16 protein-coding genes are annotated in these 24,946 nt (G+C 50.0%); 8 read left to right on the forward strand and 8 right to left on the reverse strand.

Annotated features, from left to right (window positions below):
- The 3 genes from ACOJTG_RS00090 to ACOJTG_RS00100 all read left to right on the forward strand — a co-directional run.
- A partial coding sequence (locus ACOJTG_RS00090; protein WP_420151931.1) for a glycosyltransferase family 4 protein occupies positions 1 to 498 on the forward strand: 498 nt, incomplete at its 5' end.
- 42 nt (positions 499 to 540) lie between these two features.
- Complete coding sequence (locus ACOJTG_RS00095) at positions 541 to 1,740, forward strand: glycosyltransferase family 4 protein (RefSeq protein ID WP_420151932.1); 1,200 nt, start codon at positions 541 to 543, stop codon at positions 1,738 to 1,740.
- Positions 1,741 to 1,788: 48 nt separating this feature from the next.
- Positions 1,789 to 3,351, forward strand: a complete 1,563-nt coding sequence (locus ACOJTG_RS00100) for a hypothetical protein (RefSeq protein WP_420151933.1) — start codon at positions 1,789 to 1,791, stop codon at positions 3,349 to 3,351.
- Positions 3,352 to 3,416: 65 nt separating this feature from the next.
- On the opposite strand, the gene ACOJTG_RS00105 is transcribed toward ACOJTG_RS00100, so the two are convergent.
- A complete protein-coding gene (locus ACOJTG_RS00105) occupies positions 3,417 to 4,892 on the reverse strand; it encodes a right-handed parallel beta-helix repeat-containing protein (protein WP_420151934.1) in 1,476 nt (491 codons plus the stop codon).
- A 995-nt stretch (positions 4,893 to 5,887) separates the two neighbouring features.
- On the opposite strand from ACOJTG_RS00105, the gene ACOJTG_RS00110 reads away from it, so the two are divergent.
- Entirely contained in the window at positions 5,888 to 6,124 is a 237-nt protein-coding gene (locus ACOJTG_RS00110) for a hypothetical protein (protein ID WP_420151935.1), read from the forward strand.
- A gap of 58 nt (positions 6,125 to 6,182) precedes the next feature.
- Here the strand turns inward: ACOJTG_RS00110 and ACOJTG_RS00115 are convergent, their stop codons facing one another.
- Genes ACOJTG_RS00115 through ACOJTG_RS00140 form a run of 6 tightly spaced genes read right to left on the reverse strand, consistent with a single transcriptional unit; the run spans position 6,183 to position 15,617 of the window.
- A complete protein-coding gene (locus ACOJTG_RS00115) occupies positions 6,183 to 8,123 on the reverse strand; it encodes a heparinase II/III domain-containing protein (protein WP_420151936.1) in 1,941 nt (646 codons plus the stop codon).
- A gap of 6 nt (positions 8,124 to 8,129) precedes the next feature.
- Positions 8,130 to 9,311 carry an alginate lyase family protein gene (locus tag ACOJTG_RS00120; RefSeq protein ID WP_420151937.1) on the reverse strand — a complete coding sequence of 394 codons (1,182 nt, stop codon included), beginning with the start codon at positions 9,309 to 9,311 and terminating at the stop codon, positions 8,130 to 8,132.
- Positions 9,312 to 9,356: 45 nt separating this feature from the next.
- The gene (locus tag ACOJTG_RS00125; protein WP_420151938.1) at positions 9,357 to 10,334 is read right to left on the reverse strand and encodes a DUF4466 family protein; all 978 of its coding nucleotides are present in this window, start codon (positions 10,332 to 10,334) and stop codon (positions 9,357 to 9,359) included.
- Position 10,335: 1 nt separating this feature from the next.
- Entirely contained in the window at positions 10,336 to 10,719 is a 384-nt protein-coding gene (locus ACOJTG_RS00130; RefSeq protein WP_420151939.1) for a hypothetical protein, read from the reverse strand.
- Between the two features lie 20 nt (positions 10,720 to 10,739).
- A complete protein-coding gene (locus ACOJTG_RS00135; RefSeq protein ID WP_420151940.1) occupies positions 10,740 to 12,440 on the reverse strand; it encodes a RagB/SusD family nutrient uptake outer membrane protein in 1,701 nt (566 codons plus the stop codon).
- Positions 12,441 to 12,479: 39 nt separating this feature from the next.
- On the reverse strand, positions 12,480 to 15,617 hold the full coding sequence (locus ACOJTG_RS00140) for a SusC/RagA family TonB-linked outer membrane protein (protein ID WP_420151941.1): 3,138 nt from the start codon (positions 15,615 to 15,617) through the stop codon (positions 12,480 to 12,482).
- 381 nt (positions 15,618 to 15,998) lie between these two features.
- On the opposite strand from ACOJTG_RS00140, the gene ACOJTG_RS00145 reads away from it, so the two are divergent.
- Entirely contained in the window at positions 15,999 to 17,168 is a 1,170-nt protein-coding gene (locus ACOJTG_RS00145) for an alginate lyase family protein (RefSeq protein ID WP_420151942.1), read from the forward strand.
- 7 nt (positions 17,169 to 17,175) lie between these two features.
- Complete coding sequence (locus tag ACOJTG_RS00150; RefSeq protein WP_420151943.1) at positions 17,176 to 18,366, forward strand: glycoside hydrolase family 88 protein; 1,191 nt, start codon at positions 17,176 to 17,178, stop codon at positions 18,364 to 18,366.
- 60 nt (positions 18,367 to 18,426) lie between these two features.
- On the opposite strand, the gene ACOJTG_RS00155 is transcribed toward ACOJTG_RS00150, so the two are convergent.
- On the reverse strand, positions 18,427 to 22,509 hold the full coding sequence (locus ACOJTG_RS00155) for a two-component regulator propeller domain-containing protein (protein WP_420151944.1): 4,083 nt from the start codon (positions 22,507 to 22,509) through the stop codon (positions 18,427 to 18,429).
- Positions 22,510 to 23,772: 1,263 nt separating this feature from the next.
- Between ACOJTG_RS00155 and ACOJTG_RS00160 the strand changes: the two genes are divergently transcribed.
- Both ACOJTG_RS00160 and ACOJTG_RS00165 read left to right on the forward strand, forming a co-directional pair.
- Positions 23,773 to 24,429 (forward strand): AAA family ATPase, encoded by a 657-nt coding sequence (locus tag ACOJTG_RS00160; RefSeq protein WP_420151945.1) that lies wholly within the window; start codon positions 23,773 to 23,775, stop codon positions 24,427 to 24,429.
- A gap of 128 nt (positions 24,430 to 24,557) precedes the next feature.
- On the forward strand, positions 24,558 to 24,946 hold a 389-nt coding region (locus ACOJTG_RS00165; protein ID WP_420151946.1), incomplete at its 3' end, for a hypothetical protein.

Genomic DNA, 24,946 nt, shown 5'->3' on the forward strand with positions numbered 1-24,946 from the left:
GTACGCCTTACGATTGTGGGTGGTCAGGGTGAAATGGTTGAGCACATTCCGGGCTATATTAAAACCTATGGCGTAGAAAATCGCGTCAACTGGGTGGGTCTGGTTTCGTTCGACCAAATGAAGCAGTACTACATTGATTCGGACGTATTGTTTTTCACCAGTTTACGGGATTCCTGTCCGCACCAGCTGGTAGAAGCCATGTCGTACTGTATGCCAATTCTGACGCTGGATTTACACGGGCAGGGCGAATTAGTAGATGGTAGTAATGGCATCAAAGTTCCGGTTACGACTGAAACGGAAGTGGTAGATGCTCTGGCCCGCGGCGTGGAATGGATGGCAGCTCATCCCGACCAACGCCGCCAGATGGGTCTGGCTGGTTATGAAATCGCTAAAGGGCTAATCTGGGATCAGAAAATTCGCCGTTTTGTGGATGAGTTGTACCCGGCTTTAATAAAGTCTCCGACTTCCCGTACGTCGGCGGAGGTTTCTACCCCCTAAAACGTACGCAGAAGACATTTCAACCCCTATTGATCCGAAATCATGCACATTGCTATCCTAGGCTTCATCGCTACCCGGGATTTACTTCCGGCCTCCGCTATTCACCCCTCCTATCCCAAGGGTCGGGAGGGGGCTCCGCTCATCACCAATTTAATCAAGGCGTATCTCAGCATGGGCCATCGGGTTCTGGCCATTACCCACGACGATACGCTGAGTGCCGACGAGCCGTCTTTTATTGTAGAAGATGGATTGCTTACCTACGTGGTCGTGCCCTGCCGGCAACGGATCTTTCGCCCCAATGGCAAACGTATCGGTCGTAACCTGGACTTTTACCGGTTCGAGCGGCGGCGGATGCGGGAAATTCTGGATCGCTTTCAGCCGGAAGTGGTACATGCCCATTGGACCTACGAATTTGCGATGGCGGCTCTGTACTATACCCCCAACGCCATCATTACGGTGCACGACAACGCCCAGGTGATTTTCAATTACGTTCGTACCCTCAACCGTTTTTTTCTGCTCCTGATGGCCCGGCAGGTATTTCGCAAGGGTCTCTGGTTTACGGCCGTATCACCCTACATGGCTGACTCGGTCAGTCACTGGGCTTCGCAGAAAGTACTGGTCGTACCTAATCCAGTAACCTTACCCGACCAACTGGGCGAACCGGCCCCCGCCACGAAACCTATTATCAGTGTAGTAGTGAATGGCTGGGACGATCGAAAGAATAACATCAATGCTCTCCTGTCTTTTAAAGCATTGCTTCAACGGCATCCCAACGCCCAGTTATGGGCCATGGGTACCGCCTTCGAACCTGGAAAAGAAGCGGAAGTATTCTGTCGGGAACAGGGCATTTCTAATGTCGTCTTTATGGGCACAACGAAGTATTCAATGGTACTGGAGAATATTTCCCGGAGTACGTTCGTGCTGCATAGTTCGCTGGAAGAGTCGTTCGGGATGGTACTCGTGGAAGCCATGAGTTACGGCATTCCGGTTGTGGCCGGGAAAGACAGTGGAGCCGTCCCCTGGGTGGTACAGGACGGTGGGCTGCTGGTAGACGTTACTAAAGTCGAAGCGATGACCGAGGCCATGCATCAGTTACTGACGGACGCCGCTTTGTACAGACGCCTGTCACAACAAGGACTGGAAATGGTACGGGCCCGATTCCCCCTAGAGACGGTAGCCCGGCAATACCTTGAGATTTACCAGACGTACGGCGTAACGGAGTCAGCGGCTGTACTGGCCTAACGTACCTTAGGTATTACCGCCTTATTCTTCCCACCAAACCGCGTCCTCATGAATCCTATGTTTACCCAAAAGCTACCCCTCAGTATCGGGATCTTTCTGATCTTTTCGCTGAGCCTGATCCTTTCTTTATTTTTTAAAGATCACTGGTTGTGGATGGATGAGGTACTGAGTTATCTGCTCGTTTCGGACCCTTCGCTAGCCCATGCTAATGATGCTCTGGTAAGCGGGATGGACGCCAACCCTCCCCTATTTGTGAATGTGTACTGGATGTTGGGACACGCTATTTCCCTCGACTTTCAGTTTTTACGAATGGTATCCATTGTCTTTTTCGCTCTGACGATGGCTTTGTTTTTCTGGTACAGCACTACCTTACTGGGAACGCCGCTGTTCAACTTTCTGCTCCTTACGCTGATTGCGGCCTTTACCTACCTCAACTTAACCTTAGCAACGCAGGTTCGCTCCTATGCCCTGTTTTTACTGATTAGTCTGCCATACTTTGTTGTGCTTCATCGCCTCATTTCGGAACCTCGCCATCGTGGTTTTCTAGGGCTATTGGTTCTGCTGGGACTAGGCCTGAGTTTGACGCACAATTTTGGCCTGTTTTACCTGGCGGCTTCGGGAGCTTTCTTCTTTGTACTCTGGCTCTGGTCGCGGCAAGCGGCGTATGTCTGGCCGATGGCGGCTCACTTGCTTACGCTACTGCTGTGGGCTGCCTTTTGGTTTACTAGTTTTCAGATCCAGACGGAAGCGGGGAAACCTCACTCCTGGATTCCGCTTCCCACCTGGGAAAGCTTCTTTACTACCATCGGTGAATTGAGCCCTACGCTTTCGTATTCGCTCGAACAACGGAGCTGGTTTTCCTTCCTGCCCTACCTCCGCTTTTTTGCCTTGGCTTTTCTTTTCGTCTTCATCCTTCGTAAAAAAATCAGGGGCGGATACGCGGCCTTTCGTACGGATGCGGCATTTCAGTTTTATCTCCTGTCGGGCTTTATCTATTTCAGTACCATTCTGATTTCGCTTGGGGTGAGTCTGGTCCATACCTCGGTTTTTATCAGCCGGTACCTGTGGCCGAATCATCTCTTGGTTATTTTTCAGCTGATGTACGCCTTTTACCAGTTTTACACGCCCCCCAGACTGTCGGGCTGGTATCGACTTGCCCCCCTGTATGCCCTTCTGATCGGAGCCTTTGTATTCTATCAGAACCGAAAAATCGTTCACTTTCCGGCGGGCATCCTCACCTATCTACCGCAACTGGACCCTCGGTATCCGGTTTTTGTTGAAACGGCCGATTACTTTCTCCCCCTTTGGTTTCACAAGTTTCCGCAGCCGGTGCATTACCTGATTCATTGGCCCACGGCTGCGGTACCGACTAATATTCTCAGTGCTACCGTCGAACACAAGATTCTTAAATCCGTTCGGGATAAATACCAGGTACCGGGACTGACTCCGGCGAAAGAGTTTACCAAGGCGAATTTTCCGCATTTCTACGTAGTCGATGAAGCCAGTCATTATCAGATGGAAAACTTCATTGACTCCAACCAGATCAAAGTGATACGCCAGCTACCCATGGACATCGATGGGCACCGACTGTTGGAATGTACGTTCAATTAAAAAGGGCACCCGACGAGGTGCCCTTTTTAATTGCTCAATGACTACTATTAGCGTAAGCGTTTCGATTAAAGCGAAATCACGTTCCCGTCTTTGTCATAGTTATTATAGAACTTGATACTGGCACCGTTTCCGTAGCCAACATATCCCCCTGAGCTTTTCACGATTATATTGTTCGTGAAAAGATTGTTCGTCGCTCCGGCTCCGTTTACGATAATCACCAGCCAGCTATTTTTTACGCTTTCGTTACTGATGTAGTTGTTAATGAAACGCAGGTTCCCCACGTAGTTAATCTGGATTACTTTGTTTTCGGTGGTACTAATGATTTTGTTACCTGTAATCTGGGCATTGTTGGTTGAACCGGTCAGGTCCAGTACACCCGTCATGTTGATGTAGTTATTTTCCATCAGCATGTTAAAGCCATTCCGAATGGTCCATTTACCCGTGCAGGTGCCAATGGTACGGTTACCAAACATGTGCGTACCTTCACCGATGGTGCCGTCGCCATCGTTTTCCCAGTTTCCGGCGAACAAATCCGCAAATTTTCCTTCAAAACGGTTATTCGACAAGGTCGAGTTATGCAACCATCCGGCAAATTCTACGCCGTAGGTCGGGCAGTCCTTCAGGTAGTTGGCATCGACGGTTACGTTGCTGAAGGAACCCGCAATCGAGATTCCAAAGCTACAATTCTCAAACCGGTTTCCTGTTACCGTAATATTCTTGCCAAGGTATTTCTGCGGTAACCGCTGAGCCAGGAATTCCACGCCCATGCGTCCGCCCCGGGCGTAATTATTCCGAACGATGATGTTATCGGTTGATTTACCAGGAGATACTTTCAGGAAAAACCAGTTTACATTGGCCGTTTTTGAGGTATGAATGCTCTGGCAGTTTTGTACCAACAGATTTTTCACCGTCGGGCCGTCAATGGTAATGGGTCCGTACGAACCTTCGACTTTTGCCGTTGAAGAGACTTCCCAGTTGATCCCGTCGATGGTAATGTTTTCCAGTTGTTGTTCACTCCAGAAGTTCTGGAAGGAAATATACCCGGCTCCGTTGAGTTTCAGCGTTACCTTACCGGGGTTTCCTTTGATGGTTACGTTGCTACGCAGAATCACTTTCGTCACCTGCGAATACGCTCCGTCGGGGATCGTTACCACGTTGTGAGCATTGACGGCCTCCTGTAATTCCGGCCCAATATCCGAATCGGTCGTACTTACGCCAAACCAGGTGGCATTGGCAGCACCGGTAAACGCCCGCTTGTAGCGTAACCCGTTACTGGTAACCAGGGTAATGCCCGTATTGTCCGTACTTTTTTTATCCGTACTGACTAATTTAAAAAGGCCTTGTTTGCCCTGATCCGTCAGGTAAATACTATCCGGAGCCAAGTTCGTACGGATGGCCCGGATTTCATCCAAACTCATGGATTTCACGGTTGACGACAGCGTCGTAGCTTGCGGAGCTACGCGTTCGTCCTTCTGGCACTGCGTAAAAAGCGTAGCAATGCCTAGTAGGGACATCATTTGGGCGGGAAATGAAGACTTCATCAGGTGTACTGGTTTTGATAGTAGGTAGATTTGATCAGCAAAGGGCAATACGATCCTGACCTTGTATAGACAAGGTACAGTTAAAAGCAGCTTCAGTTTTTAGTACACTCCACGGCAGTGCAGAACCTTAGTGACAGCAATAAAGCTAACGTTTAACACTATACGCTTAGAGTTAACAAAGAAGCAAAACGGATAAGCACAGCATGCGTAAGGCATGCGAGGAACCGGCAACACTCCCGATGGCGGCGGTAAGTTGTTTCGATAGAAAAGATGTCAACAAGCGATTACGCTTATTTCATTCATTGAATAGCTTATAGTAAATAGTGGTGTATACGCTTTTCAGTAAAGCTCAGTAATGACCACGACCTGATATTAGCTGATTGGATGGATCGGATTGCATCAGACTATGGCCTGTTCGTTCCGAGTCATCTCTGGTCGATATCGCTGGCAGGCTCATCTTCCAGAAAACTTCTGTATCAGGTTACTGCATTACTGGCTGCGATTGAAGGAAGGAATGAAAAACCGTTTATCTTTTGTTTACGAACCAGTAAATAAAAGATGATACCAAGCCTTCAACCCAATCCTCCGATCAGCACTAAACGTTCTTAGTATAAACTACCTGAAGATCGCTGAGAAGGACTCGCTTGAGAAAGGGTGAATAAAATTAACTAGCTCTTCATATTCTCCAAGCGTTTGCATCTACTTTTCATGAAATTATTTGATTAATTCACATGCGAATGAAAAAAGTTCAAAACATCTTGTCAACGAAGGTCTTTTGACTTTTTGATTGAAACTCAGCGATATGTAGATTATTTTCCGCAATTTCTCGAAGCAAAAATAAATCACTGGTTACTTTTAAAAAGAGAAATTGAACCTTTTCTTCGTCAACCCTACTGGGTATGGCACGAAATTATATCAACGATTCTCTTTGTACACATCCTATGTCAATCTATCACTCTATGAACACCGCCGAGATCTTTGTAAACAACGTTGACATGAATGCCATTTTATCGGAGATGGCCCGTTTGAAAGCTCAGAATCGTCTGATCATTCATTTACTTACCAAAGATAAAAGCGATCAGGAGTTTGATCATTTTCAGGATCTGGAGCACTATTTCTACGTACAGGAAGCTCTTCAGTTCATTTCCAGCGGAAAGGCCCAGGCGACTCCTGAACAGATTGATTCGCTGGAAGAAGCCTTACAATCTTTACAGAATAAAGTACAGCTTTAAGTAAAGTACTACGAAAAAGCCGCTTCCTGTATGGGAAGCGGCTTTTTCATGCCAGTTATTACAAGGGAGCAATGGTTACGGCGAAGAGATCGGTCGTTTTAGGCTGTAGCCGTTTCAGCGTAATGCGGTAAATGGTATCGCCCCACTTGCTTCGAATGCCCTGGTCTTCGGGTGTTTGCAAGGCTACTTTTTCTACGAATGGCTGCCATTTTCTGGAATCGTACTGTACCACAAAATCACGGCTCTGCCCTTTGTGTCCTTTACTGCGGATGATGAGCTGCCCCCCTTTGCCTGTTTCTACCGGATAACAGGTCATCAGATGCTGACTGAGGCTGTCGGCTTTTTTGAGGCGAATCTGATCCGTAATCATTACCTCCCTACCCCGCTTCAGACGCATGCTCCGTATCCAGCTTTCTACGCCCGCTTCGGCTGGATACGCCTGGGTGAGGTCCAGTGAGAAGGTTACCTGCTCTTTTCCGCCCTGATAGGTCACCTGCTGGGCTTTGAACGTATTTCCCGGTGGCTGACTAAAACCATTGATCGTGGGCAGATTATGGTAAGCGGAGCCGTTGTACCAGATGTCGTACCGCTGACTGCTAAAGGTTTTTCGCGTGTAAGTACCGCGTCCGACATCAATGAGCAGCGGTTGTCCGTCGTAGTACACGACATAGTTGCCGACGTCATTGTGATTGTGACTTTCGTCGTTGTGCCCGCCCTTCCCAGCCAGGTAAAATCCCTGCGTGGTACCCGCCCGGTCGCGGGCGGCGAACACCTGGAGGTCTGGCAACCAGACGTCAGCGGGCAGAGCCAGTCCTTTGTTCGCCCGTTCAAATTCCTGCTGCATAAAGAGAGCGTAGAAGTTGCGGAAGAAATGGTACCGCGGCAAGGCCCCCGTTTCGGGTTTGCGATAATACGCTCCAAACCGCATCATGTCAGCATCCTGAATATCCTTGCCGTAGCGGTAGATCATCGTAGCCGCCATACCGGGTTGCGGATCGGCGTCGGCGAAGTTTAAAAAGTAGTTGGGACTGATTTGAGCCCGGTAAATGAAGCGGCCCATGTTTCGGAATTTTTCGTCGGCGTACACGTAAGCAAAGGCATTCCGCGAGGCGGTATTTAGCATGGAAATATTGTCATACAGGGACGCGGCTGCCGCTCCCCAGTAACTCGGACCTTCGTCGCAGCCCCCATCGGCCGGATAGGGATTCAAAAAATTATCGAGTACGCCCAGCAGTTTGCGTACCGCTGCAGTCCGCTTTTGATTATCTTGTTCGAGCAACAGTACGGCATTGAGCCAGTTCGAGCAAATCCAGGGATTCCAGTTATTGGGGGGCCGACCATTGGCATGACTTTGCATCCAGCTGTGGGGCTGATTCATGAGTGGCTCAAAGATCCGGCGATTGGTTTCGTAATAGATACGTTTGCGAATTTGCGGGGTTACGGCGTCCAGTTTATCGCCCAGGTAATAGTCCACCCAGGCCAGATACGTAGCTGTTTCCGCCGCAAACAAATCGACAAAGGGTTTGGAAACATCCACCAGACCCTTGACCTCGCGGGGCAGGTGAGCCGAAGCTCCCCAGAAAGATTCTTCACAAATGGACCAGACGCCATCAATAATGGGGTCTACAAATCGCCCCTGATTTTCGTAAATCTCCGCCAGTAGCAAAACACCCAGCACATCCCGTTTCTGAAAGCTAATGCTTTGGTATTCATCCCGGTTCCCCGTACGTTCGATCAGCAGGGATTTTGTAGCCGGTACGTACGGCCATTGGTAATGCAGGTAGGTTTCGGCTTTTTTCACGTACGCCTTCATCATCCCGGAATCGGCCTGAGCCCAGCCCGCCCGATCTTCCCGACGCGGAAAGGGCGTCCATTCCCGCTGCGGAATCAGTACGTTTCGCAGTTCTTCCACCGAAAATTTCCCACTCAGTAAGTTTTGCTGAGCCAGAGCCGGGACAGCCAGCCAGAGTAGCCAGCCCATGAGGACGTATCGTTTCATGCAACGTTAGAAAATAGCTTGGGTAAGGCGGAGAAAACCACTGGAATTCGGGATCGTTACAGCGGGAACATCCGGATATTTTCGAGCCGCCAGTGCCTGCAAGGAAATGAATTCTTCCCGGTGCATGGGTTTGATTTGCTGGTGCGTCCAGGCTTTTTTTCCTTCGGCGTAGGGTAACAGCCACAGGAAGGCTTTTTTGAGTCCTTTCCCCTCAGGCGTCTCGTAGGTCCAGAGATTCATGTTGAGATTTTCCGCCAATAAAGCCAATCCAAAGAAGCCCTGCAGGTTCATGACGCAGTACCCCCAGGAGACGGTACGGGCCAGTTCGTGCGGCTGACTACCATCGACGGCGAACTGACTACTGATGCGGGGCAGGGTTTGCTGCTCCAGTATCCGGCGAGCCAGGGCAGTATCTTCAATGAATAAGGCCATGGCTACCGCCTGAAAATCGTAATAGGTTCCGTGGTTGTTGTGTTCATCGGCTTCGTCTTTGCCGACGGGGCTAGTTTGCATCCAGTCCAGAAAGGTACGGAACCAGCTTTGCAAGGCCTGATGCTCGGCTTTCGGCCAGGCTTTGGATGGTTTCAGCAGTTGCACAGCATCCACTAGTATGGCAAAATAACGGCTGTCGATCAATCCGATACCTCGCCCATCAGTAACTCCGGGAATCGCCTGTCCGTAATTCAGGTTCGAGTTCATCCGGGTTTCGGGATTCAAAAACCAGACGCGTAGCAATTCGGCGGCCCGGCGGGCGTAGGTTTCATCTTCCGTGAAATAATAGGTTACGGCCAATTGCTGTACATCTTCGCAAAGCTGGTGCAGGTAGGTAGCATCCTTGATCGTATACCGTTCCGGATTTATGCGACCGTCCTTGCGGATGTACGGCAGCCCATCCGGCTTGGTCGAATCGGGCCACCAGTACGGACCCACGCTCATGTAGTCGTGCTTGTCTCCACTCGGCGGTACTTTGCTTTTGTACGTAACCGAATACGTAGGATGGTTCAGGGTTTGCTGGGCCTGTTGAATTAACGCTTCCAGAGCCCTTTGTACGGCGGCATCGCCCTGCCTGCTTCGGGCTTTTTGCTGAGCCAGGAACGTGCCATCGAGCAAAAACGTGGGAGCTTTTTGCTGGGCCCGCAACGCGGGCATGGTCAGGCTAAAGAAGAGTAACGCGATTAGTCGGTTCATCCGCAGGAGGTAGCGAGGGCTCCCGTATCGGAGGCCCTCGACGCATTAATTAAGTTGTAGTCGTTTGATACTCACCGTCATACTCTTTCCCGTATTATTTACTGCATTGACGTACACATAAGCTGTATACGCTCCATCGGCCGTTTTGACGAACGCTCCCTGATCAGCCGTTAGACCAAAGGCGTAATCCGACGCATGGGTAAAGGTGGTACGCTCCAGATCAATATCGTCAATATAGACCTCAAAACCCGCCGTACCGCGAAGCTGGGCATCTTTTACATCCACTCGTTTATCCATCAGGGTACGCGTCGTTAGTCCGGCGGGCAGGCTTACATCGCTCAGGTACTGGCTTCGGGAGGGAGCAACCCAGGCGTGACCGAAAGTAAAGCCGCTCAACGTCGGTCGGTAGAGGTACACGAAATCAATTTTGGCGGCCAGATTATTACGTTCCACTTCTTCTTTCGTGTATACGGCCATGTCGGCAATGGACACGTAGGCTTTGGCTCCGTCGGTGAGTTGCAGGGTACGCTTCATATCCATGCGACTGATACGGTAGGCTGGCGATTCAAAGCGTACTTCTTTTCCCGTCGAGGAAGTACCGCTAAACCGAAACCGTATGTCGCGGCCCTTAGCTTCTTCGGTTGGAGCGTAGTAATAGCGTAACGTAACGGCCGACTGATTCTCGCCTCCCAAGAACGTAGCGGTAGAAACGGCTCCGGTCGTGGTCGTATCCGAAGCCGTTTGTACGGGTTGATCCACGCCCGTATTTCGGTTTGTATACCAGGAATACCGACTGAATCCCGTACCCGCTCCTCCGGCAATGGTGGCTTCCACCCGTACCTCTTTGAGTTGTCCTTCCAGCGTACCCAGGGCGTAGGCAAATTCCATGCGATCACCGACAACGGCGGGACCCGTCGTTTTTTTGAGCAGATCGTTTCGAAGCGGACCACTGGGTTCGTCGTCCGATTTCTGACAGGCCTGTAGCACTACTCCCGCCAGTAAAAGAATCCATAGCTTTTTCATGTTATTGCTGGAGGGTTACCGTGACTGTATAAGTTTTCCGTACCGTCCGATTGCCCGACACAACCGTGTACTGTTGTGGTTGCGTATAGTCCGTCCAGATGCCCATGGTCGGTTCTACAATGGCGTCGGTTACTACACTGCAATAGGGTTTTACGCGTTGCAGATTAGTACCAAAACGAGCCACCGCCGTCACGGTCTGGGCTACGGTATCTATTTTGGTCTGCCCGCTAACCAGTACGGTACGGTGATCCGAACCGAGTAAATCGAAGAAGGTCATGTAGCATTGGGAGCGAGTAGTAATCAGCAGTCCCGTTTCATCGATGGGCATTTTGGTGCAGGAAAGAGCCAGCAGTCCGAGGAGTATGAATAAGTAGTTTCGTTTCATAGGAAAAAACATCTTCGGGCTTAGAACCACGGTTCGTTTTGGATGATCTGCGGGTTGACTTCAATCTCACCCGTCGGAATCTGGAATTGGTAGTACCGCTGGTAATCGCGGATGGGAGCGTTCACAAATTCATCGCGAATCCGGGCTCCCTGCGAATCGTACAACACCTGACCGGAGGGCATGGGCCAGATTTCTTCGGCTTTCCGCCAGCGGCGAATGTCAAAGAAGCGGTGCCCCTCTCCGACCAGCTCTACAATACGCTCCTGTTCGATGGCTTTGAAAAATTCATCCTTGCTCGAAAACTTCGCCTGATTCAAAGGAGGCAGATTCCCCCGACGACGGATTTTGTCGAGCAGGCCAAACAGTTCGGCCGTGGGTCCGCTGAGCTCGTTGACCGCTTCGGCGTACATGAGCCAAACGTCGGGCAGTCGCATCAGGTACATGTCCTGCGGGCCATCGCTCCGACCAATACCGCCGGTTTGCCGAATCCATTTTCGGAAAATATACCCCGCCGGAGCCCCGTCGTAGTTAATGAACGTAATCCCGTCGCGGTTCCCAAAGCGGAAGGTAATGCTGTCCTGTACGTTCAGGCCATCCGTCGTCAGGCGAAGCATTTTCTGTTCGTCCCAGAGTATAGTCGCCCGCATACGGTAATCCCGACCGACGTACGAACGGGGGTTGGTCGCACTGTTGGCCAGCGTAGTATTGCGACTCAATACCACGGACGGAGCAAAGTCGCCCGTACTGGTGAGCTGATACCGATTTACCAGACGATAGGTAGGAGCCACCCATACCTGACCGTTGCCTGTGTTCCGCGAGCCAAAATCCCGCTGCATTTCTTCGCCCTGGTTGAGTAAAGGGCCACCAAACTGTACCGAAAAGAGAATTTCCGGATCGTATTCGTTGAAATATTGAAACAAATGCCAGTAGTTGGGATTGTCCGCCGGACCTGGTTCGCCATTCCGAAACAGCGGAATGTTTTTGTCAATGATTTTCTTGAATTCTGCTGCCGCCGCTGCGTAGTGCTTCTGGGCTTCACCCGCATTATTTTCGTTTTTCATCCAGCAGGCCCAGTACAGATTTACTTTGCCGCTGAAGCCCCAGGCGGCCAGCTTCGAGGCCCGGCCCAGGTTATCTCCCGTATAGTTGTCGGGCAGTACACTCGCGGCGTACGAGAGATCCGCCAGAATCGAATCTTTTACCACGGCCCGGGGCGTACGCGTCAGGGTATACGCTTCGGCATTGCCGTTGAGTCGGCGACCGAAATACGGCACGTCGCCCCAGAGGTCAATCAGGCGGAAGTAGTTCAGAGCCCGCAGGAAGCGTACTTCGCCCACCAGGCGGTTCATCAGGGCCTGATCGCTTTCGGATCTCAGGTTTGCCCGCAGCGTACCAATGTTCTGGAGTACATAATTGGCCCGGTTAATGGTTCGGTAGCAGTCTCCCCAGAGGAAACCAAAGTTGCCACTCGAACCGATGGCTCCGGGGTTGTACGTGCCCTGGTTGTTGCTGGTACCCCGGGTATGCACGAATTCCCCGGCTCCGTCGAAGTAATACTCGCGGTCAAAAGTAGTCCGGTTGGCGTCGTATACGCCATTGACGGCGAAAAGAGCATCGTCGGTCGTTTTCCAGAATAAATCCGAAGAAAGCTGGGTGGTGGGTACCTGATCGAGCAGGTCTTTCTGACAGGCACTCAGGCCTACCAGTACTATTCCTACCATAGATACGTATCGTTTCACGAGCGAAAAAGTCAAGGTGAATTAAAAACTCAGGTTCAAACCAAAGGAATACGATTTGAGCAGCGGGAAGGGGTCATCCTGATTGTCGGCACCCGATTGCGTCGTGCTTTTTTCGGGATCAACACCCCGGTACTTACTGAAGGTCAGCAGATTTTCGGCCGTCAGGTAGACCCGTACCCGACTTACGCCGATGCGGGTAGTGTATTGGCTGGGGATATTGTACCCGGCCTGAATGTTCTTGAGTCGCAGGTAGCCAAAGTTGTCTAGCCAGAAGGTTGACTCCGCCTGATTGTTCCCACCCGAACCCGTAATCAGCCGGGGTAAGGAAGCCGAGCGATTGTCCAGATTCCAGGTGTCATTCCAGTGAAAGTCCTGAAACGCATTCCGGGCGGCGGGAATATTGACGTTGTTGAAAGGCTCCAGCCAGAAGTCTTTCCGGCCCGTAGCGGCCTGCCACAAGATGCTCAGGTCGAAACCTTTGTAATTACCGAAGAGGTTAAAGCCGTAATTGCCCGTGGGTTGCTCCCGGTTGAAACGGGGCATGGCCTTGCGGTCTTCGTCGTTGATCTGACCATCGCCATTGAGGTCGCGGTACAGAATATCGCCCGGCGAAACGTACTGGCCCTGGTATGGAGCATTGGCGATGTCTTCCCAGCTCTGAGCAATGCCCTGCGATACGCGACTGTAGGCGTAGTGGTAGGGCATGTTCAGGTACGTATAGCCTTTACCGAGAAACTCATTCCATTCCAGTAATCGGTTCTGGTTGAAGCTCACGTTCATGGTCGCTCCCAGGTTTACCTGACCAATTTTAGTACGGTACGTCAGGTTTACTTCCATCCCGTTGTTCCGCAGTTTTCCAATGTTCATGCGGGGAGCGTTGTACCCCGAAAGCAGCGTGGATAGCGACGAAGGCCGGATCATACCTGTGGTGAGTTTGGTATAGGCATCGATCTCGGCGGTCAGTCGTCCGTCGAAAAAGGCCAGATCGAGTCCTACGTTCGCCGTATTGGTCTGTTCCCAGGAAAAATCTTCGTTGATGATTTTGGCCGAACTGAAACCCTTGGCGATTTTTCCGTTGAGGATGTAATTGGTCAGGTTGAAAATGTCCCGTTGCTCGTAGCGACCGACACCCGAGTTATTGCCCAGTTTACCAAGGGAAGCCCGGAGTTTCCCCGACGAAATAATCGAGGTCAGGTTCCGGAAAAAGGGCTCCTCGGAAAAACGCCAGCCCGCTGATACCGCCGGGAAAAAGCCAAACTGATAGCCGGGCAGGAATTTACTCGACCCGTCGTACCGGGCCGTAAATTCGAACAGGTACTTATCATTGACGACGTAATTCAAACGACCAATCACCGAGCGTAAGCCCTCCGCGTCGCTGTTTCCTCCGGCGGTTTGCGTCGTCGTCAGGGCCGCGTCAATTTCACTCAGCAAAGGATTAATCCGGTCGAGTCGGCTGGCGGACATGTTTCGGTTAAACCAGTACTCTTCGGTATAACCCAGCAGGGCCGTCAGCTGGTGGTTCCGAAATAAGGTTTTATTGTACGTAATCCGACCCTGCAAGAGCGTTTTATATCCCTGATTATTACTGTTACTAATGCCCGCACTGGGGTTGACGATGGTACGGGCAATCTGATCGGTCTGAAAATTCCAGACGTCGGTCGGGTCGTTGTAACTTTTGGTAAACTGGTTGTAGTACCGTAGTCCGAAATCCCCGCGAAACGTTAATCCGGCCAGGGGTAACCATTCCCCGTACACGTTGGCGTTGATCTCCTGCCGATCCCGCTGGTTATGGTACACCGAGTACCGGGCAAACATGTTGGCAGCCTGAGCGTCTTCGCCGTAGGCCATAATGCCGCCGTCTCTACCCGTCGCCGGATCATAGGGCAAAATCCCGGCGATGGCGTACCGAATGTCGTAGCCATCCGTACCGCTGTAATTGATAAACCCTTCCTGATTAGCATACTCCTGTTTCGACCACTGGCCGTCCATCCGCAAACCGACTTTGATGGCGTCACGAACTTTATAATCGAGGTTAAACCGGGTGTTGTAGCGTTTGTAATTGTGATTGATGAGTACGCCCAGTTCATCCAGAATACCCGCCGACAGATAAAAATTCATCCGATCATTGCTGCCCGAAGCCGAGAGGTTATGCGTTTGTATCCGACCGTTATCCCGCAGGATTACGTCCCACCAGTTCGTATTCGGGTATTTCACGGGATCGACCAGGCTTTTGGATAACCAGTCTTCCACGGTTCCGTACCGAAACGTCGTTGACGAAGCTCCTGCCCCCGAAGCCCGCATGTGCATGGTGAGGGAGCGGGCGTAATCATCAAAGTAGCTATAAAAGTTTGTGGGCTGAGATAAGCCGTAGGTTCCGGTGTAGCTGATCTGGGCTTTTTTGTTCTGTGAACCATTTTTAGTCGTAATGAGTACGACGCCATTGGCCGCCCGTGATCCGTAAATGGAAGCAGAAGCGGCGTCTTTCAGGACCGAAATACTGGCCACATCGTTCATGTCAATGCGGTTGATATCCACGTCAGGCATCCCATCCACGACAATCAGCGGACCAGAGTTATTAACGGTACCAAGTCCCCGAATGATCAGGTTAGCACTGTTGCGTCCGGCCTGCCCCGTCGATTGCTGTACGGAAAGACCCGGTACCAATCCAGAGAGGCCCGAGGAAACGTTGCTGAGCGAACGGCTGGCAATTTTCTCGTCGATGTTGATGGCCGCGACGGCTCCCGTCAGGTTTTCTTTCTTCTGGGTACCGTAGCCAACGACCACAACTTCGTTAAGGGCCTTGGTATCGGGAGCCATGGTAATGTCTCGGGACGTTTCGTTCGTCAGATTCACTTCCTGCGTGATGTACCCTACGACGGAGACAAGCAGCGTACCGCCGCCCGTGGGTACGGGAAAAGTAAACTGTCCTTCGGCGTTGGAAGTCGTACCGGCGGCGGGACTTCCCTTGAGCTGGATAGTGGCTCCGGGAATACCCATGCCTTTTTCATCGAGTACCCGCCCCGTAAACGTATACGTGCTGGGCCGATTGGCGGGTGGTGGGTTGTTGCCCGGTGTCTGGGCGGTGGCCTCCCCCGCTACGAGCAGCAGCGTGATAGCCAGGGAGCCTAGCCAGCAGGTGGCAAATAGAGGTTTACGCATAAAACACATCGAGTAAGGTAGTGGAATAAGAGGTAGGCAAGAGCCTTATCTGGGGCCGGAGTAGCGATAAACTCCACTGCAACCTTAGTGGATATAAGTCTATAAAATACTGGAATAATCTAAATGGAACGCTTTCTCCACCCCATTGAACGCTTTATCACCCGCCCGAACGATTTCTCCCCCTTTTTGATACATTTAGCCCCCCTGCCCCGCTTTTACCCCTGCTACCTTTGTTTCCTACACCGGCTGATATTTTTCCCCGTGAAAAAAAGAAGATTCCGTTTACTACTCATTGAAGTAGGATGCACGGGCCTGTTAGTGGCTCTGTTGCTGTACCTGATTTCGCTCGTTCATTAAGCCGCTACCTCTTATCTCTAGGTTATGAAAATGCTACTGTTGGGCTTGACTTTGGTTGCTACGCATGCTTTGGGTCAGGCTGGCTTAAATGCCGAAATTCGAAAAACCCTGCGAGCCTGCGTACGGGCTGAAGTCCGCTGGGCTCTACAACAACCGCCCCGTACGGTTACGGCCCAAACCTCGCCCCGGAGTGCGGGAGGTCGCCATGATTTCTATTCGGAAGGCGATTACTGGTGGCCCGACTCCACGAACCTACAGGGGCCGTACATCCAACGCGATGGCCTAAGCAATCCCGACAACTTCGTGGCCCATCGGCAGGCCCTGATCCGCTTGAGTCAGATCATGGGGGCACTGGCCTCGGCCTACGTATTACAACCCGACCGACGGTACAGTGAGCAGGCTCTTCGTCACCTGAAGGCCTGGTTTGTCGATACAACGACCCGCATGAATCCTTCCCTGACGTACGCTCAGGCCATCAAAGGCCGGGTTACGGGGCGGGGCATCGGTATCATCGATACGATTCATTTAATGGAAGTGGTACAGGCCGTTCAAGTGATGGAAGCACAGTTGGATGCCGCTACCGTCGCCGTGGTACGTCGCTGGTTTCGTACGTACCTGCATTGGCTGACGCACCATCCGTACGGAATCGAAGAACGGGAGGCGAAGAATAATCACGGTACGTGCTGGGTCATGCAGGTGGCAGCGTTTGCCCGCTTTACCGGCCATGACTCGCTGCTTGCCGTATGTCGGGATCGATACAAAACCGTTCTACTTCCCCAGCAAATGGCCGCCGATGGTAGTTTTCCGCTCGAACTCCGGCGGACGAAACCTTACGGTTACTCGCTGTTCAACCTCGATGCGATGGCTATGATTTGTCAGATTGCTTCTACGCCCCGAGATAACCTCTGGACGTATGAGACACCCGACGGTCGTAGTATTCGCAAGGGTATTACCTACCTCTACCCTTACGTCGTTGACAAGAATCGCTGGCCCTTGCCACCCGATGTGATGTACTGGGACAACTGGCCCGTAGCTCAACCTTTCCTGGTTTTCGGAGCTTTGGCTTTTCAGCAACTGGATTGGCTTCAAACCTGGAAAAAACGGGATCATACGCCTGCAAACGAAGAAGTCATTCGTAACCTTCCGATTCGCCATCCCCTCCTCTGGCTTCCTCATTCATTCCGTACTAACTAATTCAACCATGAAACGACTTTTTATCGGTCTGGCTCTGACGAGTAGCTGGGCGTTTGTATCTCCCACCTTTATTGATCGATCTTTTCAACATGCTCAGGAACAAAGCCGACGTATGCTTAGCGAGTTGAAAATCGCGGAATCGAAAAAGGCCTCCAAGCTGGTATCCCCCCGCAGCCTCAATGCGAAAGGCGAACTCGAACGGGTGGCCGCCCGCGACTGGACGAGTGGTTTTTTTCCGGGCCAACTCTGGTATGTATACGAATACACCGGAAAGCCCGAATGGGCCGAGCAGGCCCGCCGCTACACGGCCCAGCTAGAAGGCGAAAAAACTAACGCCCGCACCCACGACATGGGTTTTAAAATGTATTGCAGCTACGGCAATGGCTATCGTCTGACGCAAGATCCCGCATACAAACAAATCCTCATCGAATCGGCCCGTACGCTATCCAAACGCTTTAAGCCCGCAGCAGGAATCATCCGCTCCTGGGATCATCATCAGGACGTATGGCAGTGCCCGGTTATTATTGATAATATGATGAATCTGGAACTATTGTTTGCCGCTACGCGATGGACCGGGGATTCTTCTTTTTACAACATCGCCGTCACGCACGCCCGCACAACGATGAACAATCACTTTCGACCGGATTTCAGCTCCTATCACGTCGTTGATTACGATACGCTGACGGGACAGGTACGCACCAGGCAAACTCACCAGGGTTACAGCCACGAGTCGGCCTGGGCCCGGGGGCAGGCCTGGGCTTTATACGGCTATACCTTGTGTTACCGGGAAACGAGAGATCCGGCTTTTCTCCGACAGGCCGAAGCCATTGTCCGTTTTCTGCTGCAGCACCCCCGTTTGCCCAAGGATTTGATTCCGTATTATGATTTCGATGCTCCCGGTATTCCGAACGAACCCCGCGATGTGTCGGCAGCTACGGTGATGGCTTCCGCTTTGTACGAACTCAGTACCTACGCACCCAAGGCCAATTATCGTTCCAAAGCTGATCAGATCCTGACTACTCTTTCTAAAACCTACTTGGCTCCTGCCGGCAGTAGTCATGGGTTTCTTTTGCTGCACAGTACAGGTTCCAAACCGCATAACAGTGAGGTGGACGTACCACTGATTTACGCCGATTATTACTGGCTGGAGGCCTTGTTACGGGCGAAACGGCTGAACGAAAAGAAAGCCTTGTTTTAATACGAAAAGGCCAGTGAATGTTAGGATTCACTGGCCTTTTGCGTACGAGGTTCACGGCACTCAGGACGGCGTTCCTTCGGTAACTACCTGTTGACTATACTCCGTTGGTGTTAAACCGAATTCAGCCCGGAAGGCCCGACTGAAGTATTTGGGATCACTGAAGCCTACAGCAAAGGCAATTTCCGAAATGTTGGCTTTGCGTTGCTGTAATAACATTTTCGCCTTTTTTAATCGTGTCGTTCGCAGCAAATCCACGACGGAACGATCCGTCAGCATCTTTACTTTTCGAAACAGTACCGGCCGACTCATGCCCATTGCCGTTACCAGACTGCTTACGTTGAAATCCGGGTCAGCCAAATGTTGGTCTAGTACCGTCATGAGCTGATTTAAAAACTTCTCGTCCGGGTGTTCAAGCGTCTGGGCCTGCGGCTGTAACGTAATCAGGCGATGATACTTCGCTTTCAGTTGCTGGCGTAATAACAGCAGATTCTGTACGCGAGCCCGTAGTAACACTGGGTGAAAAGGTTTGGTCAGGTAATCATCGGCCCCCGTTTGCAGGCCCGATAGCTGATGATCGACGCCATCTTTCGCCGTCAGCATGATGACGGGAATGTGACTGGTACGTGTATCGGTTTTCAATCGATGGGTCAGGGTTAATCCATCCATTTCAGGCATGGCAAGGTCCGTAATCACCAGATCGGGTAAGAGTTGCGAAGCCGTTTCCCAAGCCTCTACCCCATTACTGGCTTCCAATACCTGATATTCCGTAGCCAGCAAATCAGCCAGATAATTTCGGATGTCCGCCTGATCCTCTACGATAAGTAGTAGCGGCTTTTCTCCGGCGACTTGTTCCGAATGGGTAACGGCGGGCAATGTTTCACATACCGCTGGTTCCGGAAGGGTAACCAATGACTCCTCGATTGGTAGGATGGGTAAGGTGATTTTGAATCGGGTAAAGCCCGTGTGTTCCGAACCGGCCTCCTGGCTTTCTACGGTGATTTGTCCCTGATGTTGTTCAACAATGCTTTTGCTCAAGGCCAGTCCCAGCCCAAAACCCGTATCCCGCGACTGATGGCGATCCGCCTGATAAAACTGTTTGAAAATCTGGCTGATTTCTTCCGCCGGAATCCCCAGACCCGTATCTTCAATGAGCAAGATCACTTCTTGCGGCGTTGCCCGCACCTGCACGGTAATACGCCCCCCGGCAGGGGTGAATTTGAAGGCGTTGACCAATAGATTTGAAATCACTTTTTCCATTTCCCCCGCGTCAAACCATAAGGGGATCTCTTCCCTTTTCGATTCGAAGTTGAGTTGTACCTGACGCGAACGGGCGTGCCCGAGAAAGGAATGTACGATTTGTCGGAGAAAGCGGACGAAATCCGCCTGCTGCCGCTGTAACTGGACATTGCCCGTTTCGTGTTTCCGAAAATCCAGCAACTGATTGAGTAGTCGTAACAAACGGTCTGTACTGGCTCGCATCAGACTGACCTGTTTATGAATGCCCGGTTCCTGGCCGTATTGGCTCGCCAGTACTTCCAGCGGGCCCATCACCAGGGTCAAAGGCGTACGAATTTCGTGGGCGATTTCCGTGAAAAAGTTAAGCTTGGTTTGATGGAGTTCCTGCTGGCGTTTTTTCTCTTCGTGTTCCCGCTGTAATTCGTGGGCCAGTTGCAATCGGTTACGATTAAATCTTGACCACAACCGTAACAAGGCCACAAACGTCAGGGCATACACGACGTACGCTAAGGGTGTTTTCCAGAGCGGCGGTAATACTGTAATGGTCAGCTCCAGGGGTTTAGTATTCCAGACGTCGTCATTATTCGAGCCTTTTACGCGTAGCACATATGTTCCCGGATTCAGGTTCATGTACAAAGCCCGGGGTTCCGATACGTAATTCCATTCTTCATCAAACCCCACCAACTGGTAGGCGTACCGATTTTTTGACGCATTGATGTAGTTAAACGCTGCAAAATCAATGGAAAATACGTTTTGCTGATGGATAAAGGTGAGGCCTCGTTCAAAATCAATATCGGATTCTCCACTTTCTGAAAGCCGGGTAACTGGTTCATTGAACAACCGGACCTGTGTAAACGCCAGTTGAGGAACCCGCGTATTGCGACGGATACTGTCGGGATGGAAATGAACGATGCCATTGTAGCCCCCAAAATAGAGATAGCCCTGGGGATCCTGATAGGTGGAGTTCGGCGTAAACTCGTTGCATACCAATCCATCATGCCGGTTGTAATGCACAAAGCGGGCGTGTTCCGGATCGAAATGAGCCAGCCCTTTGTCGGTACTAATCCATAGATGACCCTGACGGTCTTCCTGGATCCCCACGATCGTATTACTCGGTAAACCATTAGCCGTACTAAATCGCTCGAATCCTTGTTGACCGGGACGTAACAGATTCAATCCCCCTTCCCGCGTGCCCACCCAAAGTCGGTGTTTGCGGTCTTCGTACAAACAAACCAGGTGATCATTGCTGAGCGACATCGGGTCCGTTTCGCGGTGTTGGTAGCGAACAAAGGCGTCCCGACCGGGTAGTTTCCGATTCAGACCGCTGGTGGTGCCTACCCACAGTTGCTGCTGATGATCGAGTAGTAAACACGTGGCATTTCTTGAACTCAAGGAGCTATGCTGACCGGTTCGGGGTACGTAAGATTCAAACGACTGATTCTTTGGATCGAAAGCACACAAACCTCCCAGATTGGTTAAAATCCATAGTTTGCCCTGGGCATCCCGTTTCAAATCGTAGATTCGATCATTGGGCAACGAGTGAGGATTATTCGGTTCGTGCAAAAAGCGGGTAATCATCTGCGTCCGTAAGTCCAGGTAATTGAGTCCCTTCAACGTACCAATCCATACCCCCCGGTTTCCCTCAGCCAGCAGGCATTTCACTTTATCGTTGGAAAGTGAGTTCGGATCTTTGGGGTCGTGGCGGTAACGCCGGGCAACGCTTCGATTGGCGTTGATCAGCATGACGCCCCGGTCTTCCGTACCCAGCCAAATTTGCCGTCCGTCCGTTGAGGGCAGTATCGGTCCAGCAATTTTGAACGTTTCACCCAAGGGACCAAAGGACCCAAATTGTCGGGCGTAGGGACTGTAGAAATCCACGCCCCCGTAATAGGTTCCGACCCAGATGGAACCATCGCGATCCCGGAAGATGGATCGAACCGAATTATCACTCAGCGATTCCGCGTCGGTTGGTTCATTGGTTAGCGTTTTAAACCAGCTTCCGTCCGAGGCCACCACGTACAAGCCCGACAAGGTACCAATCCAGAAGTGTCCGCTTCCGTCCGGGTGAATGGTACGAATGGTTTGCGTGGATAGATCCAGTCCCGGTACGGGATTCCAGCTAATGATTTTTCCCAGACACGGATCAAATACGGCAATCCCCTTTCGGTCCGTACCCAGCCACAAACGCCCCTGCGGATCCTGAGCAATGGTATTGATTCCGTTCGAGAGATTATGATAGACGGAATCGGCGGGTTGCAGGAAATAATCGTGTATATCAAGCTGACCATTCCCACGGGCTTTCAGTTGGGTTAATCCCAACGACGTTCCCAGCCATAGGTTACCCTGACGGTCTTCAAACAGAGCCCGCGTATTGGGGTGGCTCGGTTCAGTCCCCTGATAGGTATAGCTTCGTAAGGGTTTCAGTCGATACGGTTTCGGGCCTTCGAGCTGATAAAGCCCTTTCGACGTACCGACCCACACGCGATGTCGCCGATCTTCGGTAATACTTAGGATGGTGGAATCCGGCAAACCCTGGGCTGAAATACGTTCGAAATCGTCTCCTTCCGATTTGTATAGAGCTAACCCTTTACTGGTTCCTACCCATAACCTTCCCTGACTATCGTGCAAAAGAGCATTGATTGTATTCGACGGCAAGTTCTTTCGCCGCGTAGGCTGATTTCTATATACGACGACCTGCCGGGAATCGTAGCGGTTTAAGCCATCGCGGGTGCCTAACCAGATAAACCCTTTACGATCCTGAGTGATCGCGTATACGCTGCTTTGCGATAAGCCTTCATCAACACTGAGATGGGAAAAAGCAGGCTTAGCCATTTGCCCCTGACAAAAGGGTATCAGGAAAAATAAGCAGAGGATACCAAGCCAGCCCGCACTTGTTTGAGCATTCATGAAATTTTCAGACTCGTTTTCTTAGCTCAACGGGTCTCAACAAAGATAATTTTATTCATATATTTTAATTTAATAATCATATTTTATTTTATTCTACTAAGGGTCGTATTACTCAAGAGTCGTCCTTCACTTCTTGTGTTCATGACTATCGTACTCCGTTTTTTTGCTGTATACGAACAGCCTGTCCTCGGTAGCTGTTTTTAGGCGTTCTTACGAAACTTATCATTGCATCAGACTAGTATTCAGTGGTTGACTCATGAACCTCTCCTTCTCAGGCCAGAAGAACTAGATAATTCTTACTTGAAAGTGTTAACGATCGAATACACATCGGTAGCAATCTAAGTTATTTTTATACATTCAAATTTATACTGATAGTTATTCTCAAAAACAAGTTTTTTACACGGTAGTCAGGGGTATCAACTGGTGCTCTTCTACTGCTCAGTATAGAATCAATATTTAATGGTATATTTTTTAAGTTTTTAATAAACCTCTCTCCTACTTTTGCACTATTCATTGTGACTCTTGACTGTTATTTATTAAGTGGTTGTACCTCTATAAATTTAGTTCCTCTGCTGAAGCGAATGATTTAGCTGATAAATAGAAGGATTGTATAAGCCTCTATACTGATAATTAAACCACCCTAACTGTTTATTTATTTAATTCTGACTTATATCATTCTAATCCAGCAAACTATTTATCAGCTATTTATCAATCAATACCTACGTCAAAAATAACGCTTATTTTAACGGTAAAATTAGATTTTATTACTAAGATATAGTATCTATTTTACCGTTAAATTAAACGTCAAATAGCGAAAGATTAGTTGCTTTTTTAACGTCAAATTTAGCACTATTTTTTATACTTTTCATAAGCTAATTTATACGTTAATTATAGACTCATAATATACGCTATTTTTAGCGTTAAAAATAAAGTCATTTATACCTCTGCTAGGAATGTTCTTTTTAACGCTTTATATGTTTTATTTTGAGCGTTGATTTTAGCGTTAATACAACCTCAATTTACAGCGTCTTTAATAACTTCAATTTTAACTCTATTTTTAACGTTAAAATTGAGATTAAAAATAAAGTTTTAATTACCTTTGGATTTATGTCTAAAAATAACGTGTTTTGGCATTCTGAATTTCGAGTCAAAGTCAGCGATCAATCCAGAGCTAATAGTGGCTTGTTTTTGAGCGGCAGAAACAACTTCAGTTTTAGTGTAGTATCCAACGCTTTTTTTAACGCTAATTTAAACGTTACAACCATGGTTTTTACCGTCGGAGGGATTAAAGGTGGAAGTGGGAAAACGACTATTGCGACCAACCTTACGGTCTTACTGTCCAAACAGGGATTCGATGTTTTACTAGTAGATGCCGATGAACAGGAAACCTCTACTGATTTTACGGCTTGGCGGGAAGAGAATCTACAGGGAGAAATTGGCTTTACCGCCATCAAACTCTCCGGAGAGGCGGTTCGTAGTCAGATTCTAAAGCTAGTGCCTAAGTACGATCACATTGTGATTGATACCGGAGGTCGGGATACGACTAGTCAGCGTGCGGCAATGACCGTTTCGGACGTGTACCTCGTACCCTTCAATCCTCGCAGTTTTGATTTGTGGACGCTAAATAAAGTCGAACGACTGGTACAGGAAATTCGGGCCGTTCAAGCGACTCCTTTAACGGCCTTTGCCTTTTTGAATCGGGCAGACCCGAAAGGTACGGACAATAACGATGCCGCTGAACTCTTACAAGCCTCTGAAGTTTTTACTTATTTACCCACGCCATTAATCAATCGGAAAGCTTATTCCAACGCCGCTTCTCAGGGATTAGGTGTGGTGGAAATGGAAGCAAAAGATCCCAAAGCAACGATCGAAATCACTAAATTATTCGAAGCAATCAATCCTCTGATTGTCAAAGGATAATTTAAATTATCTAACGTCAATATTCATTAGTATTATTGACGCTATTTTTACCTTTCAATTTAACGTTAAATAAAGCTTTTCTTTTAACGTATCTTTTGAGGCAGAAAATCACTGTATCTATTCACGTTATGGCCATTTCATCCGCACCCAAAAAGAAAGCTTCCAGTGATTCGGTTCCTGAAGATAAAATTCTGGAGGTGATCAATCGGGGAGGTTCTACGACTCGCCCGGTTGAGAAAGAGTTGGAAGAAAAACCCGCTCGTAAAGAAGCCAAGTCCAAACCTGCGAAAGCCGAACCAGTGCCGGAAGTACTCAAACGTTTTTCGATTGAGTTAACCGAAAGCGAAACGCATATGATCAAGGAGCTACGGAATCACCGCCCGCAACGGGGTAGAGCCCGTAAGATTTCCATTTCGGTTACGGACTGGATCATTGAGGCCGTACAGGAGAACATTGATCGGGAAAAACGTAAATACGGCGTTGAGTCAATTCCGTATGGGGAGGGGAGGGGAGGGGC

Origin of the sequence: Siphonobacter sp., from assembly GCF_048595215.1 — a bacterium.
In the GTDB taxonomy this organism is placed as follows: Bacteria; Bacteroidota; Bacteroidia; order Cytophagales; family Spirosomataceae; genus Siphonobacter.

Coding starts and splice junctions, on each gene's coding strand:
- ACOJTG_RS00145 (WP_420151942.1), top strand. CDS start 15,999: ATGAAAATGCTACTGTTGGGCTTGACTTTGGTTGCTACGCATGCTTTG.
- ACOJTG_RS00155 (WP_420151944.1), bottom strand. CDS start 22,509: ATGAATGCTCAAACAAGTGCGGGCTGGCTTGGTATCCTCTGCTTATTT.
- ACOJTG_RS00105 (WP_420151934.1), bottom strand. CDS start 4,892: ATGAAGTCTTCATTTCCCGCCCAAATGATGTCCCTACTAGGCATTGCT.
- ACOJTG_RS00120 (WP_420151937.1), bottom strand. CDS start 9,311: ATGAACCGACTAATCGCGTTACTCTTCTTTAGCCTGACCATGCCCGCG.
- ACOJTG_RS00135 (WP_420151940.1), bottom strand. CDS start 12,440: ATGGTAGGAATAGTACTGGTAGGCCTGAGTGCCTGTCAGAAAGACCTG.
- ACOJTG_RS00095 (WP_420151932.1), top strand. CDS start 541: ATGCACATTGCTATCCTAGGCTTCATCGCTACCCGGGATTTACTTCCG.
- ACOJTG_RS00100 (WP_420151933.1), top strand. CDS start 1,789: ATGAATCCTATGTTTACCCAAAAGCTACCCCTCAGTATCGGGATCTTT.
- ACOJTG_RS00115 (WP_420151936.1), bottom strand. CDS start 8,123: ATGAAACGATACGTCCTCATGGGCTGGCTACTCTGGCTGGCTGTCCCG.
- ACOJTG_RS00125 (WP_420151938.1), bottom strand. CDS start 10,334: ATGAAAAAGCTATGGATTCTTTTACTGGCGGGAGTAGTGCTACAGGCC.
- ACOJTG_RS00160 (WP_420151945.1), top strand. CDS start 23,773: ATGGTTTTTACCGTCGGAGGGATTAAAGGTGGAAGTGGGAAAACGACT.
- ACOJTG_RS00130 (WP_420151939.1), bottom strand. CDS start 10,719: ATGAAACGAAACTACTTATTCATACTCCTCGGACTGCTGGCTCTTTCC.
- ACOJTG_RS00140 (WP_420151941.1), bottom strand. CDS start 15,617: ATGCGTAAACCTCTATTTGCCACCTGCTGGCTAGGCTCCCTGGCTATC.
- ACOJTG_RS00150 (WP_420151943.1), top strand. CDS start 17,176: ATGAAACGACTTTTTATCGGTCTGGCTCTGACGAGTAGCTGGGCGTTT.
- ACOJTG_RS00110 (WP_420151935.1), top strand. CDS start 5,888: ATGAATGCCATTTTATCGGAGATGGCCCGTTTGAAAGCTCAGAATCGT.